16 protein-coding genes and 1 pseudogene are annotated in these 15,717 nt (G+C 64.3%); all 17 read left to right on the top strand.

Translation table 11 applies throughout. From position 1 onward, the window contains the following. The first annotated feature begins 53 nt into the window (after window positions 1-53). The gene (locus AB5Y81_RS07745) at window positions 54-1,229 is read left to right on the top strand and encodes an acyl-CoA dehydrogenase (protein WP_279484680.1); all 1,176 of its coding nucleotides are present in this window, start codon (window positions 54-56) and stop codon (window positions 1,227-1,229) included. Further along, window positions 1,229-2,383, top strand: a complete 1,155-nt coding sequence (locus tag AB5Y81_RS07740; RefSeq protein ID WP_279484679.1) for a CoA transferase — start codon at window positions 1,229-1,231, stop codon at window positions 2,381-2,383. Before AB5Y81_RS07745 ends, AB5Y81_RS07740 begins: the two co-directional genes overlap by 1 nt. A gap of 149 nt (window positions 2,384-2,532) precedes the next feature. Further along, window positions 2,533-2,943: a VOC family protein gene (locus tag AB5Y81_RS07735; protein WP_026139211.1), complete on the top strand. Its 411-nt coding sequence runs from the start codon at window positions 2,533-2,535 to the stop codon at window positions 2,941-2,943. 102 nt (window positions 2,944-3,045) lie between these two features. Further along, on the top strand, window positions 3,046-3,735 hold the full coding sequence (gene phoB, locus AB5Y81_RS07730) for a phosphate regulon transcriptional regulator PhoB (protein WP_005298527.1): 690 nt from the start codon (window positions 3,046-3,048) through the stop codon (window positions 3,733-3,735). A gap of 9 nt (window positions 3,736-3,744) precedes the next feature. Next, window positions 3,745-5,040 (top strand): phosphate regulon sensor histidine kinase PhoR, encoded by a 1,296-nt coding sequence (phoR, locus tag AB5Y81_RS07725; protein ID WP_005298529.1) that lies wholly within the window; start codon window positions 3,745-3,747, stop codon window positions 5,038-5,040. Between the two features lie 377 nt (window positions 5,041-5,417). Beyond that, on the top strand, window positions 5,418-6,392 hold the full coding sequence (locus tag AB5Y81_RS07720; protein ID WP_005298532.1) for a PstS family phosphate ABC transporter substrate-binding protein: 975 nt from the start codon (window positions 5,418-5,420) through the stop codon (window positions 6,390-6,392). 150 nt (window positions 6,393-6,542) lie between these two features. Further along, window positions 6,543-7,349 (top strand): M48 family metallopeptidase, encoded by an 807-nt coding sequence (locus AB5Y81_RS07715; RefSeq protein WP_279484678.1) that lies wholly within the window; start codon window positions 6,543-6,545, stop codon window positions 7,347-7,349. Continuing rightward, window positions 7,337-7,843, top strand: coding sequence for a GNAT family N-acetyltransferase (locus tag AB5Y81_RS07710; RefSeq protein WP_017765749.1), 507 nt, complete (start codon window positions 7,337-7,339; stop codon window positions 7,841-7,843). Before AB5Y81_RS07715 ends, AB5Y81_RS07710 begins: the two co-directional genes overlap by 13 nt. A 109-nt stretch (window positions 7,844-7,952) precedes the next feature. Next, window positions 7,953-8,855 (top strand): ROK family protein, encoded by a 903-nt coding sequence (locus AB5Y81_RS07705; protein ID WP_368146621.1) that lies wholly within the window; start codon window positions 7,953-7,955, stop codon window positions 8,853-8,855. A 42-nt stretch (window positions 8,856-8,897) separates the two neighbouring features. After that, a complete protein-coding gene (locus AB5Y81_RS07700) occupies window positions 8,898-9,623 on the top strand; it encodes a copper homeostasis protein CutC (protein ID WP_010634723.1) in 726 nt (241 codons plus the stop codon). A gap of 34 nt (window positions 9,624-9,657) precedes the next feature. Then, window positions 9,658-9,750 (top strand): annotated as a pseudogene (locus AB5Y81_RS07695) (copper homeostasis protein CutC); the annotation flags it as partial. Window positions 9,751-9,949: 199 nt separating this feature from the next. Then, window positions 9,950-10,561: an FKBP-type peptidyl-prolyl cis-trans isomerase gene (locus tag AB5Y81_RS07690; protein WP_005298548.1), complete on the top strand. Its 612-nt coding sequence runs from the start codon at window positions 9,950-9,952 to the stop codon at window positions 10,559-10,561. A 129-nt stretch (window positions 10,562-10,690) separates the two neighbouring features. Continuing rightward, window positions 10,691-11,572, top strand: coding sequence for an ABC transporter ATP-binding protein (locus tag AB5Y81_RS07685; protein WP_017783484.1), 882 nt, complete (start codon window positions 10,691-10,693; stop codon window positions 11,570-11,572). 73 nt (window positions 11,573-11,645) lie between these two features. Further along, window positions 11,646-12,659: an ABC transporter permease gene (locus tag AB5Y81_RS07680; protein ID WP_139431397.1), complete on the top strand. Its 1,014-nt coding sequence runs from the start codon at window positions 11,646-11,648 to the stop codon at window positions 12,657-12,659. Then, the gene (locus AB5Y81_RS07675; RefSeq protein WP_010634719.1) at window positions 12,656-12,982 is read left to right on the top strand and encodes a DUF2845 domain-containing protein; all 327 of its coding nucleotides are present in this window, start codon (window positions 12,656-12,658) and stop codon (window positions 12,980-12,982) included. The genes AB5Y81_RS07680 and AB5Y81_RS07675 overlap by 4 nt, the downstream gene beginning before the upstream one ends. Window positions 12,983-13,443: 461 nt before the next feature. Further along, on the top strand, window positions 13,444-14,463 hold the full coding sequence (locus tag AB5Y81_RS07670) for an amino acid ABC transporter substrate-binding protein (RefSeq protein WP_019839099.1): 1,020 nt from the start codon (window positions 13,444-13,446) through the stop codon (window positions 14,461-14,463). A 61-nt stretch (window positions 14,464-14,524) separates the two neighbouring features. After that, window positions 14,525-15,712: an amino acid ABC transporter permease gene (locus tag AB5Y81_RS07665; protein ID WP_236664646.1), complete on the top strand. Its 1,188-nt coding sequence runs from the start codon at window positions 14,525-14,527 to the stop codon at window positions 15,710-15,712. The last annotated feature ends 5 nt before the right edge of the window (window positions 15,713-15,717 follow it).

Here is a 15,717-nt window from a genome sequence, read left to right as displayed (position 1 = left end):
ATGGGTCCACAAGAGACCCTTTGATGATTCTTTTGCATGGCATGGAGTGCTTTATGACGCGTACCCGATTTGATTGGCAAGACCCCTTCTTTCTCGATAGCCAGCTCGGCGAAGAGGAGCGGCTCATCCGCGACGCCGCCCGCGACTACTGCCAGGCGCGGCTGATGCCGCGGGTGCTGGAGGCCAACCGCCGCGAGCAGTTTGACCGCACCATCATGAACGAGCTAGGGGAGCTCGGGCTGCTCGGCGCCACCCTGCCGGAGCAGTACGGCTGCGCCGGGGTCAATCACGTGGCCTACGGCCTCATCGCCCGGGAGGTGGAGCGGGTCGACAGCGGCTACCGCTCGGCCATGAGTGTGCAATCCTCCCTGGTGATGCACCCGATCCACACCTATGGCGACGAGGCCCAGCGCCAGCGCTGGCTGCCAGGGCTGGCCCGGGGCGAGCTGGTGGGCTGCTTCGGCCTCACCGAGCCGGACGCGGGCTCCGACCCGGGCTCCATGAAGAGCCGCGCCGAGCGGGTCGACGGCGGCTATCTGCTGACCGGCAACAAGATGTGGATCACCAATTCTCCCATCGCCGATCTGTTCGTGGTGTGGGCCAAGCTCGATGGCGAGATCACCGGCTTCGTGCTGGAGCAGGGGATGGCCGGGCTCTCTGCCCCCAAGATCGAGGGCAAGTTCTCCCTGCGCGCCTCCATCACCGGCGAGATCGTGATGGAGCGGGTCTTCGTGCCGGAGGCCAACCGGCTGGCGGGGGTGAGCGGCCTCAAGGGGCCGTTCGGCTGCCTCAACAAGGCGCGCTACGGCATCGCCTGGGGGGCGCTCGGCGCCGCCGAGTTCTGCTGGCACGCCGCCCGCCAGTACGGGCTGGATCGCCAGCAGTTCGGCCGCCCGCTCGCCGCCACCCAGCTGTTTCAGCTCAAGCTGGCCAACATGCAGACCGAGATTGCCCTCGGCCTGCAGGGCTGCCTGCAGGCCGGGCGCCTGATGGACGAGGGGCGCTGCCCGGTGGAGCTGGTGTCGCTCATCAAGCGCAACAGCTGTGGCAAGGCGCTGGAGATAGCCCGCGTCGCCCGCGACATGCACGGCGGCAACGGCATCAGCGACGAGTTTCACGTCATTCGCCACCTGATGAACCTGGAGGCGGTCAACACCTACGAGGGGACCCACGACATCCACGCCCTGATCCTGGGGCGGGCCCAGACCGACCTGCAGGCGTTTGAGTGATGGGGCCCCTTGCCGGCGTGCGCGTGCTGGATCTCAGCCGCGTGCTGGCCGGCCCCTGGGCCAGCCAGCTGCTTGCCGATCTCGGCGCCGACGTGGTCAAGGTGGAGGCCCCCGGGCGCGGTGACGACACCCGCCACTGGGGCCCGCCCGAGCTGGTGGCGGGGGAGGCGGCCTACTTTCACGCGGCCAACCGGGGCAAACGCTCCATAGCTCTGGATCTAGCGCGCGACAGAGACACCCTGCTGGCCTTGGTGGACTGTGCCGACGTGGTGATCGAGAACTTCAAGGTGGGGGGACTGGCGCGCTTTGGCCTCGATTACCCTAGCCTCAAGGCCCGCCGGCCGGCGCTCATCTACTGCTCCATCACCGGCTTTGGCCAGGACGGGCCCTGGGCCCAGCGACCCGGTTACGATCTGCTGATCCAGGGGCTGGGCGGATTGATGAGCATTACGGGTCAACCCGACGGGGTGCCCGGCGGCGGGCCGGTCAAGGTGGGGGTGGCGCTCGTCGACATCCTCACCGGCCTCTACGCCACCATCGGCATCCAGGCGGCCCTGCGCCATCGGGAGCGAACCGGGGAGGGTCAGCAGATCGATCTCGCCCTGCTCGACGTGTCGGTGGCGGTGCTGGCCAACCAGGCGATGAACTATCTCGCCACCGGTCAGGCGCCCGGGCGCCTTGGCAACGGCCACCCCAATATCGTCCCCTACGACGTCTATCCCAGCCGGGATGGCCATCTGATCCTCGCGGTGGGCAACGATGGCCAGTTTGCCGCCTTGGCGGCCCTGTTGGGGGAACCCGGCTGGGCGACGGACCCCGACTTTGCCACCAACGCCGCCCGGGTGCGCCAGCGCCACCGGCTCAATGCCCTGATTGCCGAGCGGCTGCCGGCGCGCTGCAGCGCCGAGTGGAGTGCCATGCTGGAGGCGGCCGGGGTGCCGGGCGGCCCCATCCTCACCCTGGATGCGCTGTTTGCCCTCGAGCAGGGGGCGGTGCGGGGCTGGGTGCAGCAGGTGCAGCGCGGCGAACAATCCTTGCCCACCCTGGCCAACCCGCTCCATCTGTCGGCCACCCCGGTATGCTACGGGTGCGCCTCGCCAGCGCTGGACGGGGACCGGGATAGCGTGCTGCGCGACTGGCTCGGACAGGAGTGAACCGGTTGCTTTAAGCGGGGGAGATCGCGCCTGCCCGGCGCCATGCTTCCCTCTTCTATCTTCTGCCATCTCATCTGCCCCGGTGCTGGAGCCCGGGGCAGTCCCCCGTTATGATGCGCCCCGTCCATTCATCTGTTGAGGTACTTCCCATGGCACAACACATTGGCGCCCTGGCCCTGCTGGTGGCCGATTACGACCAGGCCATCACCTTCTTTACCCAGGGACTGGGGTTCGAGCTGCTGGAAGACACCCCCCTCGACGAGCCGGGCAAACCGGGCAAGCGCTGGGTGCGGGTTGCCCCCAAGGGAGCCCCCGGTTCCGCCCTGTTGCTGGCGCGGGCGGCCACCCCTGAGCAGCGGGCCGCCATCGGCCAGCAGGGGGGCGGCCGGGTCTTCCTGTTCCTCGAGACTGACGACTTCTGGGGCGACTACCGGCGCATGCAGGCGTACGGTGTCCATTTTTGTGAACAGCCGCGCACCGAGCCTTACGGCACCGTGGTGGTATTCGAGGACATCAGTGGCAATCGCTGGGATCTGCTGCAACTCACTGCTGCCAACTGAATCTGAAAACGTTTATCATCCCGCCTGTCATAAAGTCATAAAAGTGTCACAGAAAGTTCTAATAATTGGCGCACCCATCTTCACAGAGGAGAGAGAAGGGATATGGCTAAGCGAATTCTGGTGGTCGAGGACGAAGCACCGATCCGCGAAATGCTCTGCTTCGTGCTCGAGCAGAAGGGATATGAAACAGTAGAAGCTGAAGATTTTGCCGACGGATTGGCGAAGGTGCGCGAACCCTACCCCGAACTCATCGTGCTGGACTGGATGATGCCAGGCGGCAGCGGCATCCAGTTCATCAAGCAGCTCAAGCAGGATGAGGTGACCCGCCAGATCCCGGTGGTGATGCTGACCGCTCGCGGCGAGGAAGAGGACAAGGTGCGCGGGCTGGAGGCGGGGGCCGATGACTACATCACCAAGCCGTTCTCCCCCAAGGAGCTGACCGCCCGCCTGCATGCGGTGATGCGCCGCGTCTCTCCCACCTCGGTGGACGAGGTGATTGAGGTGCAGGGGCTCAAGCTGGATCCTGTCTCCCACCGGGTCAGCGCCGAGGAGAAGGCCCTCGACATGGGGCCGACCGAATTCAAGCTGCTGCACTTCTTCATGACCCACCCGGAGCGGGTCTACAGCCGCGAGCAGCTGCTCAACAACGTCTGGGGTACCAATGTGTACGTCGAGGACAGAACCGTGGATGTGCACATCCGTCGCCTGCGCAAGGCCATTGAAGAGACGGGACATGATCGCTTGATCCAGACGGTGCGCGGCGCGGGCTATCGCTTCTCAACCCGTCTCTAAGAGGCACTTATGTTGCAACCATACGCCTGGCGGCGCCAGTTGTGGCGAATGGCATTCTTCTATGCGCCCTTCGTCTTGGTCGGCTGGCTGACGGAGAGTCTGGCCCTGTGTCTGTTGCTGGCTACCGTCATGCACCTGGGCTGGCACTACCGTTTCCAGAAGCGGCTGTCGGACTGGCTGTGGCACGATCGCAGCCTGGTGCCTCCCAACGGCAGCGGCAGCTGGGAGTACATCTTCAACGGCATCTACAAGCTGCAGCAGCGCCACCGGGCCCGCCGCCGCGAGCTGGCGGGTCTCATTCGCCGCTTTCGGGAAGGGGCCGAGGCACTGCCCGATGCGGCCGTGGTATTTCGCACCGACGGCAGCATCCTCTGGTGCAACCGGCTGGCGGAGCAGCTGCTCGGCTTTCGCTGGCCGGAAGACGCCGGTCAGCACATCGGCAACCTGATTCGCAATCCCGCCTTCGGCGCCTACCTCGGCAAGGGAGAGTATGACGAACCGTTCGAGATGACCTCGCCCATCAACGAGGAGAAGTTTCTCGAGTTTCGCATCATGCCCTATGCCGAGGATCAGGCCATGCTGGTGGTGCGGGACGTGACCCGGCTGCGCAGCCTGGAGAAGACCCGCAAGCATTTCGTCTCCAACGTCTCCCACGAGCTGCGCACCCCGCTCACCGTGCTCAAGGGCTATCTGGAGATGACCGAGGAGCCGCCGCCGCCCGCCATGTGGGCCAAGGCACACAGGGTGATGATGGAGCAGACCATCCGCATGGACAACCTGGTCAATCAGCTGCTCACCCTGTCGCGGATCGAGGCGGCGCCCACCGTGGATCTCTCCCATCTGGTGGACATGCCCGCCATGCTGGGGCTGCTGGAGCAGGAGGCGCGGGCGCTCTCCGGCGAGCGGGCCCACCAGATCGAGTTCATGGTGCAGCCCAATCTGCTGGTGCGCGGCGATCAGGATCAACTGCGCAGTGCCGTCTCCAACCTGGTCTACAACGCCATACACTACACCCCGGCGGGGCGCAAGATCACGGTGGAGTGGCGCAAGCAGGGGACGATGGCGCTGTTTGCGGTGCAGGACGAGGGGGAGGGGATCCCGCCCGAGCACCTGGCGCGGCTCACCGAGCGGTTCTATCGGGTCGACAAGGCGCGTTCGCGCCACACCGGCGGCTCCGGGCTCGGCCTTGCCATCGTCAAGCATGCCCTGAGTCACCACGACTGCCAGCTCGACATCGAGAGCCGGGTCGGCCTTGGCAGCCGTTTCAGCTTCCTCATCCCCGCTCGCATGGTGGTGTTGAAATAAGCTTTTCAAGCAATGGGTTAGCAATGAAAAGAGGGCGGCGATGGCGGCCCTTTTTTCATTTGGTCAAAAGCCTCGCCATGTCATTAAAGTGTCACATTAAATCCATAAATTTGTCACTGCCAGGTCAGATACTGGCGCCGTCTTGAGAACGGACCTGTGCCAGTGCGGCGCAGGGAGAGAATGAAACGCGACCGGCCGATCGCCCCACTCGGGATGCCACCACGTTTCGGCCTCAGATTGATGACTGCCTTCCACCGCCCCGGAGTCGGGCCAAAGAGGGCAGGGAATGACACTCAGCGCCCCGGTCGGATGACTGGCACTGAGCCAAGTTAACCCGTGTTTTGATGGACTGCGTTCTGCAACCTTGGAGAGATTGGATGAAACTCAACAAACTGGCTGGTGTAATCGGATTCACCGCAGCAACCCTGTTTTCCGTCAGCGCCCTGGCTGCCGGTGTGGATAAAAATCTGCCGGATTACACTCCGACCAGCGGCATCTCGGGCAACCTGTCCTCTGTCGGCTCGGACACCCTGGCCAACATGATGACCCTGTGGGCCGAAGAATTTAAGCGCATGTACCCCAACGTCAACGTGCAGATCCAGGCCGCCGGTTCCTCTACCGCGCCGACCGCGCTGACCGAAGGCGTCGCCCAGTTTGGCCCCATGAGCCGCGCCATGAAGTCCGGCGAGGAAGAGGCATTCGAGAAGCGCTACGGTTACAAGCCGACCGCCATCCGCGTCGCGGTCGATGCCCTGGCGGTGTTCGTCAACAAGGACAACCCCATCAAGGGCCTGTCCATGCAGCAACTGGATGCCATCTTCTCCAGCACCCTCAAGTGCGGTGAAGCCAAGGCGGCCACCAAGTGGGCCGACCTGGGTCTGGACGGCTCCTGGTCCGGCAAGGATCTGCAACTGTTCGGTCGCAACTCCGTCTCCGGCACCTACGGCTACTTCAAAGAGCACGCTCTGTGCAACGGCGACTTCAAGAGCGGCGTGAACGAGCAGCCGGGCTCTGCCTCCGTGGTGCAGTCGGTCTCCTCCTCCCTGAACGGTATCGGCTACTCCGGCATCGGTTACGTCACCTCCGGCGTGCGCGCAGTACCGCTCTCCAAGGATGGCAAGACCTTCATCGAAGCGACCTCCGACAACGCCATCACCGGCAAGTATCCGCTGTCGCGCTTCCTGTACGTTTACGTGAACAAGCACCCGAACAAGCCGCTCTCCCCGATGGAGCAAGAGTTCCTGAAGATGGTGCTCTCCAAGGCGGGTCAGAACATCGTCGCCAAAGATGGCTACGTACCGGTACCGGCCAAGGTGGTCGAAGCCGACCTGAAGAAACTGGGCATCATGTAAGCCGGTTTTCTCTGCCAGACGGGCCCCGCGGGGCCCGTTTTCTTTTTGGGGCCGGCTGTGACCGCTTTCGCCGGACCGGGTGATTTGTCGACTTGCACCGGACGCCCGCATTTCCGAAAATAGGGCATCTTTATGGTGAAGGACACCTCCATGACATCTCCCCTGTTCAAGCTTGGCCTGGCGGCACTCTGTACGACCCTGCTCGCCAGCTGTGCCCAGTCTCCCACCGGTCGCAGCCAGATGCTGCTCTTCTCGCCCCAGCAGATGAGCAAGCTGGGGGCTGACTCCTTCGAGCAGATGAAAAAGCAGGAGAAGGTGAGCAAGGATGCCAGAGTGAACGCCTATGTCTCCTGCGTCGCCAAGGCGGTGACCGCCCAGGTGCCCGCCAGCTACGGCATCACCAACTGGGAAGTGGTGGTGTTTGACTCCAAGCAGGTGAACGCCTTCGCCCTACCCGGCGGCAAGATCGGGGTCTACAGCGGTCTGCTCAAGGTGGCCAAGAATCAGGATCAGCTCGCCACCGTCATCGGCCACGAGCTGACCCACGTGCTGGCCCAGCACTCCAACGAGCGGCTCTCCCGCAGCCAGCTGACCGGCCTTGGGCTGGCGGCGGCCGACATCGCCATGGGCAGCAGCGAATACCGCGGCGCCACCATGGCGGCGCTGGGGCTCGGGGTCGAGGTCGGCGTCATGCTGCCCTATGGCCGCGAGCAGGAGAGCGAGGCGGACAGGCTGGGGCTGGATCTGATGGCCCGCGCCGGTTTCAATCCGGCCGAAGCCATTCCGCTCTGGCAGAACATGAGCGCGGCCGCGGGCGGCAATGCGCCGCCCCAGCTGCTCTCCACCCACCCCAGCAACGAGAGCCGGATCGCCGAGCTGCAGGCCCAGCAGGCTGAGGCCGTGCCGCTCTATCAGCAGGCCCGCGCCTCCGGTCAGGTGCCCCAATGCAAGGCATAAGCCTGCGCATGGCGCGGCCCGATGACGCCGCCGCCATGACGGTGATGCAGCGGGCCAGCTGGCTCGCCGCATACGGCGGTGTGCTCGGTACCGACATGCTGGCCCAGCTGGCGGTCACCGAGCACCTGCAGATCTGGCAGCGCCGGCTGGCGGAGGCGGGCCCAAGGCCCATGCTGTTGTGCCAGGACGAGGTGGTCATCGGCCTGCTCTACTGGCAGCCGGAGCTGGCGGGGGAGTACCCCACCGCCTGGATCCGCGCTTTTTACCTGCATCCCGACCACTGGCGCCAGGGCCACGGCAAGCGGCTGTGGCAGGCGGTGGCGATGCAGATGCGGCGCGCCGGCTGTGAAGGCGTCAGATTGTGGCTGCTCGATGGCAACCACATAGGTGAGGGGTTCTATCTGCGCCGCGGCTTCGTCTTCGATGGCCAGGAGCGCACCCTGATGAGCCTCGGCCAGCCCTGCCTGCAGCGACAAATGTTTCGTTTGCTTTGATCTCTCTCCCGTTTTTCGCCCTCGGTCACTTTATTTTTTTTGCGAATTAATACAATGTCCCCCTCTGGACAGGCTGAGGTGAGGCGGCTCACCGACAAGGGAGTGTGGCATGTATTACGGCTTTGATATTGGTGGCACCAAGATAGCGTTTGCCGTCTATGACGGCGCCTTGAATCTCTGCCACGAGGAGCGCATGAGCACTCCCGGCAATGACTATCAGGGGCTGCAGCAACTCATTCGCGAGCGGGTCGAGCAGGCGGATGCCCGTTTTGGCGCGCGCGGTGCGGTGGGCATCGGCTTTCCCGGCATTCTCAACCGGCACGACCACAGCATAGTGGCGGCCAATCTGCCCTCCATCAATGGTCGCCACCTGGGCGCCGATCTGGCTGAACTGCTGGGCAGACCGGTCAAGGTGGACAACGATGCCAACTGCTTCCTCTGGTCCGAGGTACATCAGGGGGCGGCGGCGGGGGCCGACAACGCCCTCGGCGTCACCATAGGCACCGGCATCGGCGGCGCCGTCTATCTGGCGGGCAAGCTGATCCAGGGCCGCAACTGGCTGGCGGGGGAGATAGGCCACTACCCGCTGCCGGCCACCATGCTGATGAAGTACCCCGACCTGCCTCGTCCCCGTTGCGGCTGCGGTCGCCTGGTCTGCTTTGAAACCTATGCCTCCGGCACCGGGCTGGAGCGGCTCTATCACCACTTCCACGGCCAGCGTGCCAGCGGTCATCAGATAGTGGGGCGCTTCGAGGCGCACGAGCCCCATGCGGTGGCCACGGTCGACTGCTGGCTCGAGATCATGGCCGCCGGACTGGCCACCGCCATCTCGGTGGTCGACCCCGACGTGGTGGTGCTGGGGGGCGGCCTGAGCGGCCTGCCCGCGCTCTATGAGCAGTTGCCGCTGCGCCTGCCCGGTCACCTGCTGCCCGGGGTCGCCCTGCCCGAGATCCGCGAGGCCCGCTTCGGCGGCGCCGGCGGGGTGCGCGGGGCCGCCTTGCTCAATTTATGAGATCAGATCCGGGGTCTGATCTCCCCAATAAAGGAGTCCATAATGACCTCTCTTGAAATCTGTATCGACAACCTGGAATCCCTGTTCACCGCCCAAGCGGCCGGCGCCGATCGCATCGAGCTCTGCTCTGCGCTGGGGCTGGGCGGCCTGACCCCCTCCTATGGCTTCATGCAGCTGGCGGCGCGCCATGCCACCATTCCCGTCTACGCCATGATCCGGCCCCGGGCCGGCGATTTCTGCTTTGGCGAAGGGGAGTTCGAGATGATGCTGCAGGATATCGCGGCGGCCCGTGCCGCTGGCCTGCAAGGGGTGGTGGTCGGTCTGCTGGACGAGGAGGGACGGGTGCCCGCCGCCAGACTCGGCCAGCTGGTGGAGGCGGCGGGGCCCCTTGGCGTCACCTTCCACCGCGCCATCGACCTCTCCTCTGACTGGCGCCTCGACTTGGAGACCATAGTCGCCGCCGGCTGCGAGCGCATTCTGAGCTCGGGCCATGCACCGACTGCGCTGGCGGGGCTCGAGACCCTGCAGGCGATGCAGCAGGCGCTGGCGGGGCGCGCCAGTCTGATGCCGGGTGCCGGGGTCAATGCCGACAACGTGCGTACCATCATCGAGTTTACCGGGGTGAACGAAGTGCACATGTCCGGCATGGGCTGGCGCGGCGGCATGGTGCCTCATGGAGTGAACATGGGCACCTCGGACGACGGTCGGGTCAATATCACCGACGGCGCCAAAGTTGCAGCGGTACGGGCTCTGCTGGACAGGGGCTGATACGAGCCGCACGGCGGCATGGTGTCTCGTCATGGGCGTCAGCATGGACACCTCGGACGACGGTCGGGTCAATATCACCGACGGCGCCAAGGTCGCGGCGGTACGGGCCCTGCTGGACAGGGCCTGATACGGCTTGAATGTGAGCAGGGGTGATGGTGCTCTGTTTTGCTCCCTTCTCCCCTAGCGGGAGAAGGGACGGGGATGAGGGGGCTGATGTGAGGCACCTCCCACCTGGGGGCAAAACCGGGGACAGGCCGGCAGCACCCGGCGCAAAAGTCTGATATTATCCCGTCTCTTTTACCCTCAGGACCCGGAGCAACTTCTCAATGTCCCAATACGACTCTATCGAACAGAAGGCCAGCTATGGCATCGGCCGCAACATGGGTGATCAACTGGCGCAGCAAGCCTTCGCCGGTCTGGATATCCCGGCCCTGCAGCAAGGTCTGGCAGATGCCCTGAATGGTCTGGAGTTCGCGGTCAGCCGTGACGATATCAACGATGCCTTCCAGGTCATCACCGCCCGCATGCAGGAAGAGCAGGAAGCCGTCGCCAAGGCTGCCGCCGCCGAAGGCGAAGCCTTCCTGGCCGACAACGCCAAGCGCGCCGAAGTGAAGACCACCGAGTCCGGTCTGCAGTACGAAGTGCTGGTGGAAGGCAACGGTGCCGTACCGGTAGCCGGTCAGTCCGTCCGTGTGCACTACCACGGTACTTTCACCCACGGTGGCGTGTTCGACAGCTCCGTCGCCCGCGGCCAGCCGGCCGAATTCCCGGTAACTGGCGTGATCGCCGGCTGGGTAGAAGCGCTGCAACTGATGCCGGTTGGCTCCAAGTGGAAGCTCTACATTCCGCAGGATCTGGCCTACGGCGCACGCGGTGCCGGTTCCATCCCGCCCTACTCTGCACTGGTATTCGAAGTGGAGCTGCTGGACATCCTGTGATCCGGCTGGCTTGATTGATACAGACGGCGACCCTAGGGTCGCCGTCTGTTTTTTTGCGCCGCGCACGGCGGGGCATGGGCAGCGCCTGCGCTTTTGGATATAGTCATGGCTCCTGCTGGGAGAGCGCCCATGGCTGCCATCATTGAAGTCGTCGATCTCGTCAAGCACTTCCCCGGCGTCAAGGCGGTGGACGGGCTCAGCTTTGCAATTCCTGCCGGCAGCTGTTTCGGCCTGCTCGGCCCGAACGGGGCGGGCAAGACCACCACCATCGAACTGCTGGAGGGGATCCTCACCCCGGACAGCGGCCAGATCCTGTTCCACGGCGCCCCACGCGGCCCCGACTATCGCTCCCGCATCGGCATCCAGTTCCAGCACACGGCGCTGCAGGATTTCCTGACGGTGCGCGATACCCTGCGGCTGTTTGCCAGCCTCTACCCGGCCCCCTTGCCCCAGGCTCAGCTCATCGAGCTGTGTGCGCTGGGGGAATTCATCGATCGGGACAGCCGCAAGCTCTCCGGCGGTCAGCGGCAACGGCTGCTGCTGGCCTTGGCCCTGCTCGGCGACCCCGAGCTGCTGTTTCTGGATGAGCCCACCACGGGTCTCGATCCCCAGGCCCGTCACCACTTCTGGCAGCGCATCGAGGCGATCAAGGCGCAGGGCAAGACGGTGGTGCTTACCACCCACTACATGGACGAGGCCCAGCAGCTGTGCGATCAGATTGCCATCGTCGATCACGGCCATCTGCTCAGCCTGGATACCCCGGTCGCCCTGCTGGCCCAACACTTTGACGGCGTGCTGGTGCGCCTGGCGGCTCACCCGGCCCTCGCCAGTCTCGGCTACCCCCTGCGCCCGCTGGGCGAGCAGGTGGAGCTGAGCTGCCCCGACGTGGCGGACTTGCTACCACGGCTGCTGAGCCTGGGCGTGCCGCTGACCGGCATGCAGGTGCGCTCCCCCAACCTGGAGGATCTCTTCCTGAACCTGACCGGCCACAGCCTGCGGAGCGGCGCATGAAAGCTACCCCGTGGCACCCCGCAGGGGCGCCTGCCGGCATGCCGCTCCAGCCTGCCAGCCCAAGGAGCACCAGATGACGGGATCACTCAAGCGCATCGGGGCGCTCTTCTATGCCCGCAACCTGGAGTTCGTGCGGGATCGGGCCGCGCTGATCTGGAACCTGGCCTTTCCGCTGCTGCTGGTACTGGGGTTCACCCTCATCTTCTCCGGCCCACCCAAGCCGCTGGTGCAGATGGGCGTGGTGGGGGAGCTGCCTGCGGCCTATGCCCCACTACGCGCCGTGCCGCTGCTCAAGATCATCCCCTATGACGAGGAGGAGAAGGGCCGGCTCAAGGTGCGCCACCACCAGCTGGATCTGCTGCTCTCGCCCGGCACGGGCCGTTACTGGATCAACCTGGATGCCCCCCAGGGCGCCATGGCCGAGTATCTGCTGCGCCAGGCCGTGCCGGCGCCGCTGGTGCGGGAGACCCTGAGCGGGCGCGCCATTCGCTATGGCGACTGGCTGCTGCCCGGGGTGATCGGCATGAACCTGATGTTCTCCGGCCTGTTCGGGGTGGGCTTCGTCATCGTCCGTTACCGCAAGAACGGGGTGCTCAAACGGCTTGGGGCCACCCCGCTCTCGGCCGCCGAGTTTCTCTGCGCCCAACTGCTGTCGCGCATCCTGATCACCCTGGTGGTGAGCCTGCTGGTGTTTCTGGTGGCCTACTTTCTGCTCGGGGTGCCGCTGCTCGGCTCGGGCTGGCTGCTGCTGTTGATCGCCCTGCTGGGCGGGGCGGCCATGGCGTCCCTCGGCCTGCTGGTGGCGGCCCGCATCCAGAACGAGGAGCTGGCGAGCGGGCTACTCAACGTCATCAGCATGCCGATGATGTTCCTCTCCGGCGTCTGGTTCTCGCTGGAAGGAGCTCCCGCCTGGCTGCAGCAGCTGGCGGCCTGGCTGCCGCTCAGCCAGATCATCGCGGCGGCCCGCGCCGTCATGCTGGAAGGAGCAGGCTGGGCCGAGGTGGCTACGCCACTGGGCTGGGTCCTGCTGTTTACGCTCTGCTGCATCACCCTGGGCAGCGCCCTGTTCAAATGGAGTCACAGATGAAGCTATTGATGAAGTCACTGCCGCTGGTTGGCGGAACCCTGCTGGCCCTGCTGCTGAGTCTGCCGGCCAGTGCCGGCGCCATGCGCTGCAAGAATGCGCTGATCACCGAAGGGGACAGCACCGCCGAGATGCTGATCAAGTGCGGCGAGCCCATGCTGCGCGAGGAGCTGACCCGCAACGAGGAGAACCAGTTCGGCAACCTGGTGCAGGTGAAGTATGGGGAGCGCTGGACCTACAACTTCGGCAAGAACGAGTTCATGCGTTTCGTCACCGTGCGCAACGGGGTGGTCACCGACATCGAGAACGGCCCGCGCGGCAATTGATCCTGCCGACCGGATGCTGCGCGCCGAGTGCGGTGGTGTGGCTCCGGTCTCTTTCCGGCGTTTACGCCCCCGTTCCCACCTTTCATCCCTCTCTTCCGGTTGCCCGGTATTGGTTCATGCCCCCCAATAACGGGCCCTGTTGTTGGCAAAACGCGCCCGATAAATGCGTTGTCAGCGCGTTTTTCTGCCCCAATCCGGTGCGTCCGATTTTTTGCGAAAAATAATCCTCACATTATCGGGGGCTTGGAACCGTAGGCCATTTTGCGAATAAGGGTCTATTTTTAATTCTAAGAGTGCATATCGGCCCGTTGACCTATTTTGTGCTGCTGCACCAAGGTTGGGCCGGCTTGCACCGATTGACAGGTTTTTGAGCCGCTCGATAAGCTGTGAAAAAGCAGAGAAACGAAGGCATCTTGCCAGGTTCTGGTGCCTATTTGAATCAAACCACAGGGAAGCGTGAGATGAAGCAGATACACAAGGCAGGTATGGTGATGGTGCTGTCGCTGGTGGCAGCCAATGCATGGGCCGACGGCACCCTGGATGCCGTCAAGAAGAAGGGATTCGTGCAGTGCGGGGTGGGTGACGGCCTGCCTGGTTTCTCCAATCCGGATGCCAAGGGCACCTGGACCGGTCTGGACGTGGATGTGTGCCGCGCCGTGGCCGCGGCCGTGCTGGGGGATGCCGGCAAGGTGAAGTATGTCTCCCTCACCGCCAAGGAGCGTTTCACCGCCCTGCAATCCGGCGAGGTGGATCTGCTGTCGCGCAATACCACCTGGACCCTGACCCGGGACGGGTCGCTGGGTCTGACCTTTGCCGGGGTGAACTACTACGATGGCCAAGGCTTTCTGATCAAGCAGTCCCTCGGGGTGAAGAGCGCCAAGGAGCTCGACGGTGCCGCCGTCTGCATCCAGTCTGGCACCACCACAGAGCTCAACCTGGCGGACTATTTCCGCGCCAATGGCGGCATGAAATATACCCCTGTGGTGTTCGATACCTCGGATCAGACCGTCAAGGGGTTCGAGGCGGGCCGCTGCGATGTGCTGACCTCGGATCAATCCCAGCTCTATGCCCTCAAGATCAAGCTCAGCAAGCCGGCGGAGGCCATGGTGCTGCCTGAGGTGATCTCCAAGGAGCCGTTGGGACCTGCCGTGCGTCAGGGTGACGATCAGTGGTTCAAGGTGGTGCGCTGGAGCCTGAACGCCATGCTCAACGCCGAGGAGGCCGGGGTCACCAGTACCAACGTGGACGAGATGCTCAAGTCCACCAACCCGGATATCCGTCGTCTGCTGGGGCTGGAAGAGCCCAAGGGCTCGGTGCTCGGGCTGGATGACAAGTGGGCCTACAACATCGTCAAGCAGGTCGGCAACTATGGCGAATCCTTCGATCGCAACGTCGGTGCCGGCTCCCCCCTCAAGATCGAGCGTGGCATCAATGCGCTCTGGAACAAGGGTGGCCTGATGTACGCGCCGCCCATCCGCTGAGTCGACAACCATCGGGGGGCCGAGGCCCCCCATTTCCCCTGGCTTTGTCGGAGTCATCCTCATGGCGTTACACGCATCAAACCATAGGAAAGAACAGGGCCGCTGGTGGTATGACGCCAAGGTACGGGCATTGATCTTCCAGTGCCTGGCCATCGCGGTCGTGGTCGGCTTCCTGTTCTACATCATCCACAATGCCCTGACCAATCTGGCCACCCGTGGCATCACCACAGGCTTCGATTTTCTGGGCAACACGGCGGGCTTTGGCATCCTGCAGAGCCTGATCCCCTATGACGAGACCTATACTTTCGGCCGTACCTTTCTGGTGGGGCTGCTCAATACCCTGCTGGTCTCCGTGCTCGGCATCCTGTTTGCCACCCTGCTCGGTTTCATGCTCGGGGTGGCGCGCCTGTCGCGCAACTGGCTGGTGGCCAAGATAGCGACCGTCTACATAGAGACGTTTCGCAATATCCCGCTGCTGCTGCAGATCTTCTTCTGGTACTTCTCGGTGCTGCGCACCCTGCCATCTCCGCGCCAGAGCGTGGATCTGGGGGGGCTCGCCTTCCTCAACGTGCGGGGCTTCTATCTGCCCAAGCCCCTGTTCGAAGAGGGATTCGGCTACGTGCTCTTGGCATTGCTGATCGCCGTGGTGCTGAGTTGGGGGTTGAGCCGCTGGGCACGGCGCCGTCAGGCCCTGACCGGCAGGATATTCCCGTTCTGGCGCAGCGTGGCTGCCCTGGTCATTCTGCTCCCGGCCGCCGCCTTCCTGCTGGCGGGCAGCCCGCTCAGCTGGAGCGTGCCAGCCCTGCAGGGGTTCAACTTCCGGGGTGGTCTGACGGTCTTGCCCGAGCTCGCGGCCCTCTTGCTGGCGCTCACCATCTACACGGCGGCCTTCATCGCGGAGATAGTGCGCTCCGGCATCATGGCCATCAGCAAGGGCCAGACGGAGGCGGCCTCCGCCCTCGGGCTCTCACCCGCCAAGACGCTGCGGCTGGTGATCATTCCCCAGGCGATGCGGGTCATCATCCCTCCCTTGACCAGCCAGTATCTGAACCTCACCAAGAACTCCTCGCTGGCCACGGCCATCGGCTATCCGGATCTGGTGTCTGTGTTCATGGGCACCACCCTCAACCAGACCGGGCAGGCTATCGAGGTCATTGCCATGACCATGGGGGTCTATCTCGTCATCAGTATCACCACCTCGCTGCTGATGAACATCTACAACCGCAGAATGACGCTGGTTGAGCGCTAGGGAGC

It is taken from the genome of Aeromonas sp. s2 (genome assembly GCF_040907935.1).
Taxonomy (GTDB): domain Bacteria; phylum Pseudomonadota; class Gammaproteobacteria; order Enterobacterales; family Aeromonadaceae; genus Aeromonas; species Aeromonas dhakensis.
The sequence above is the reverse complement of the archived record's forward strand: the minus strand, read 5'-3'. Positions and strand labels throughout refer to the sequence as shown.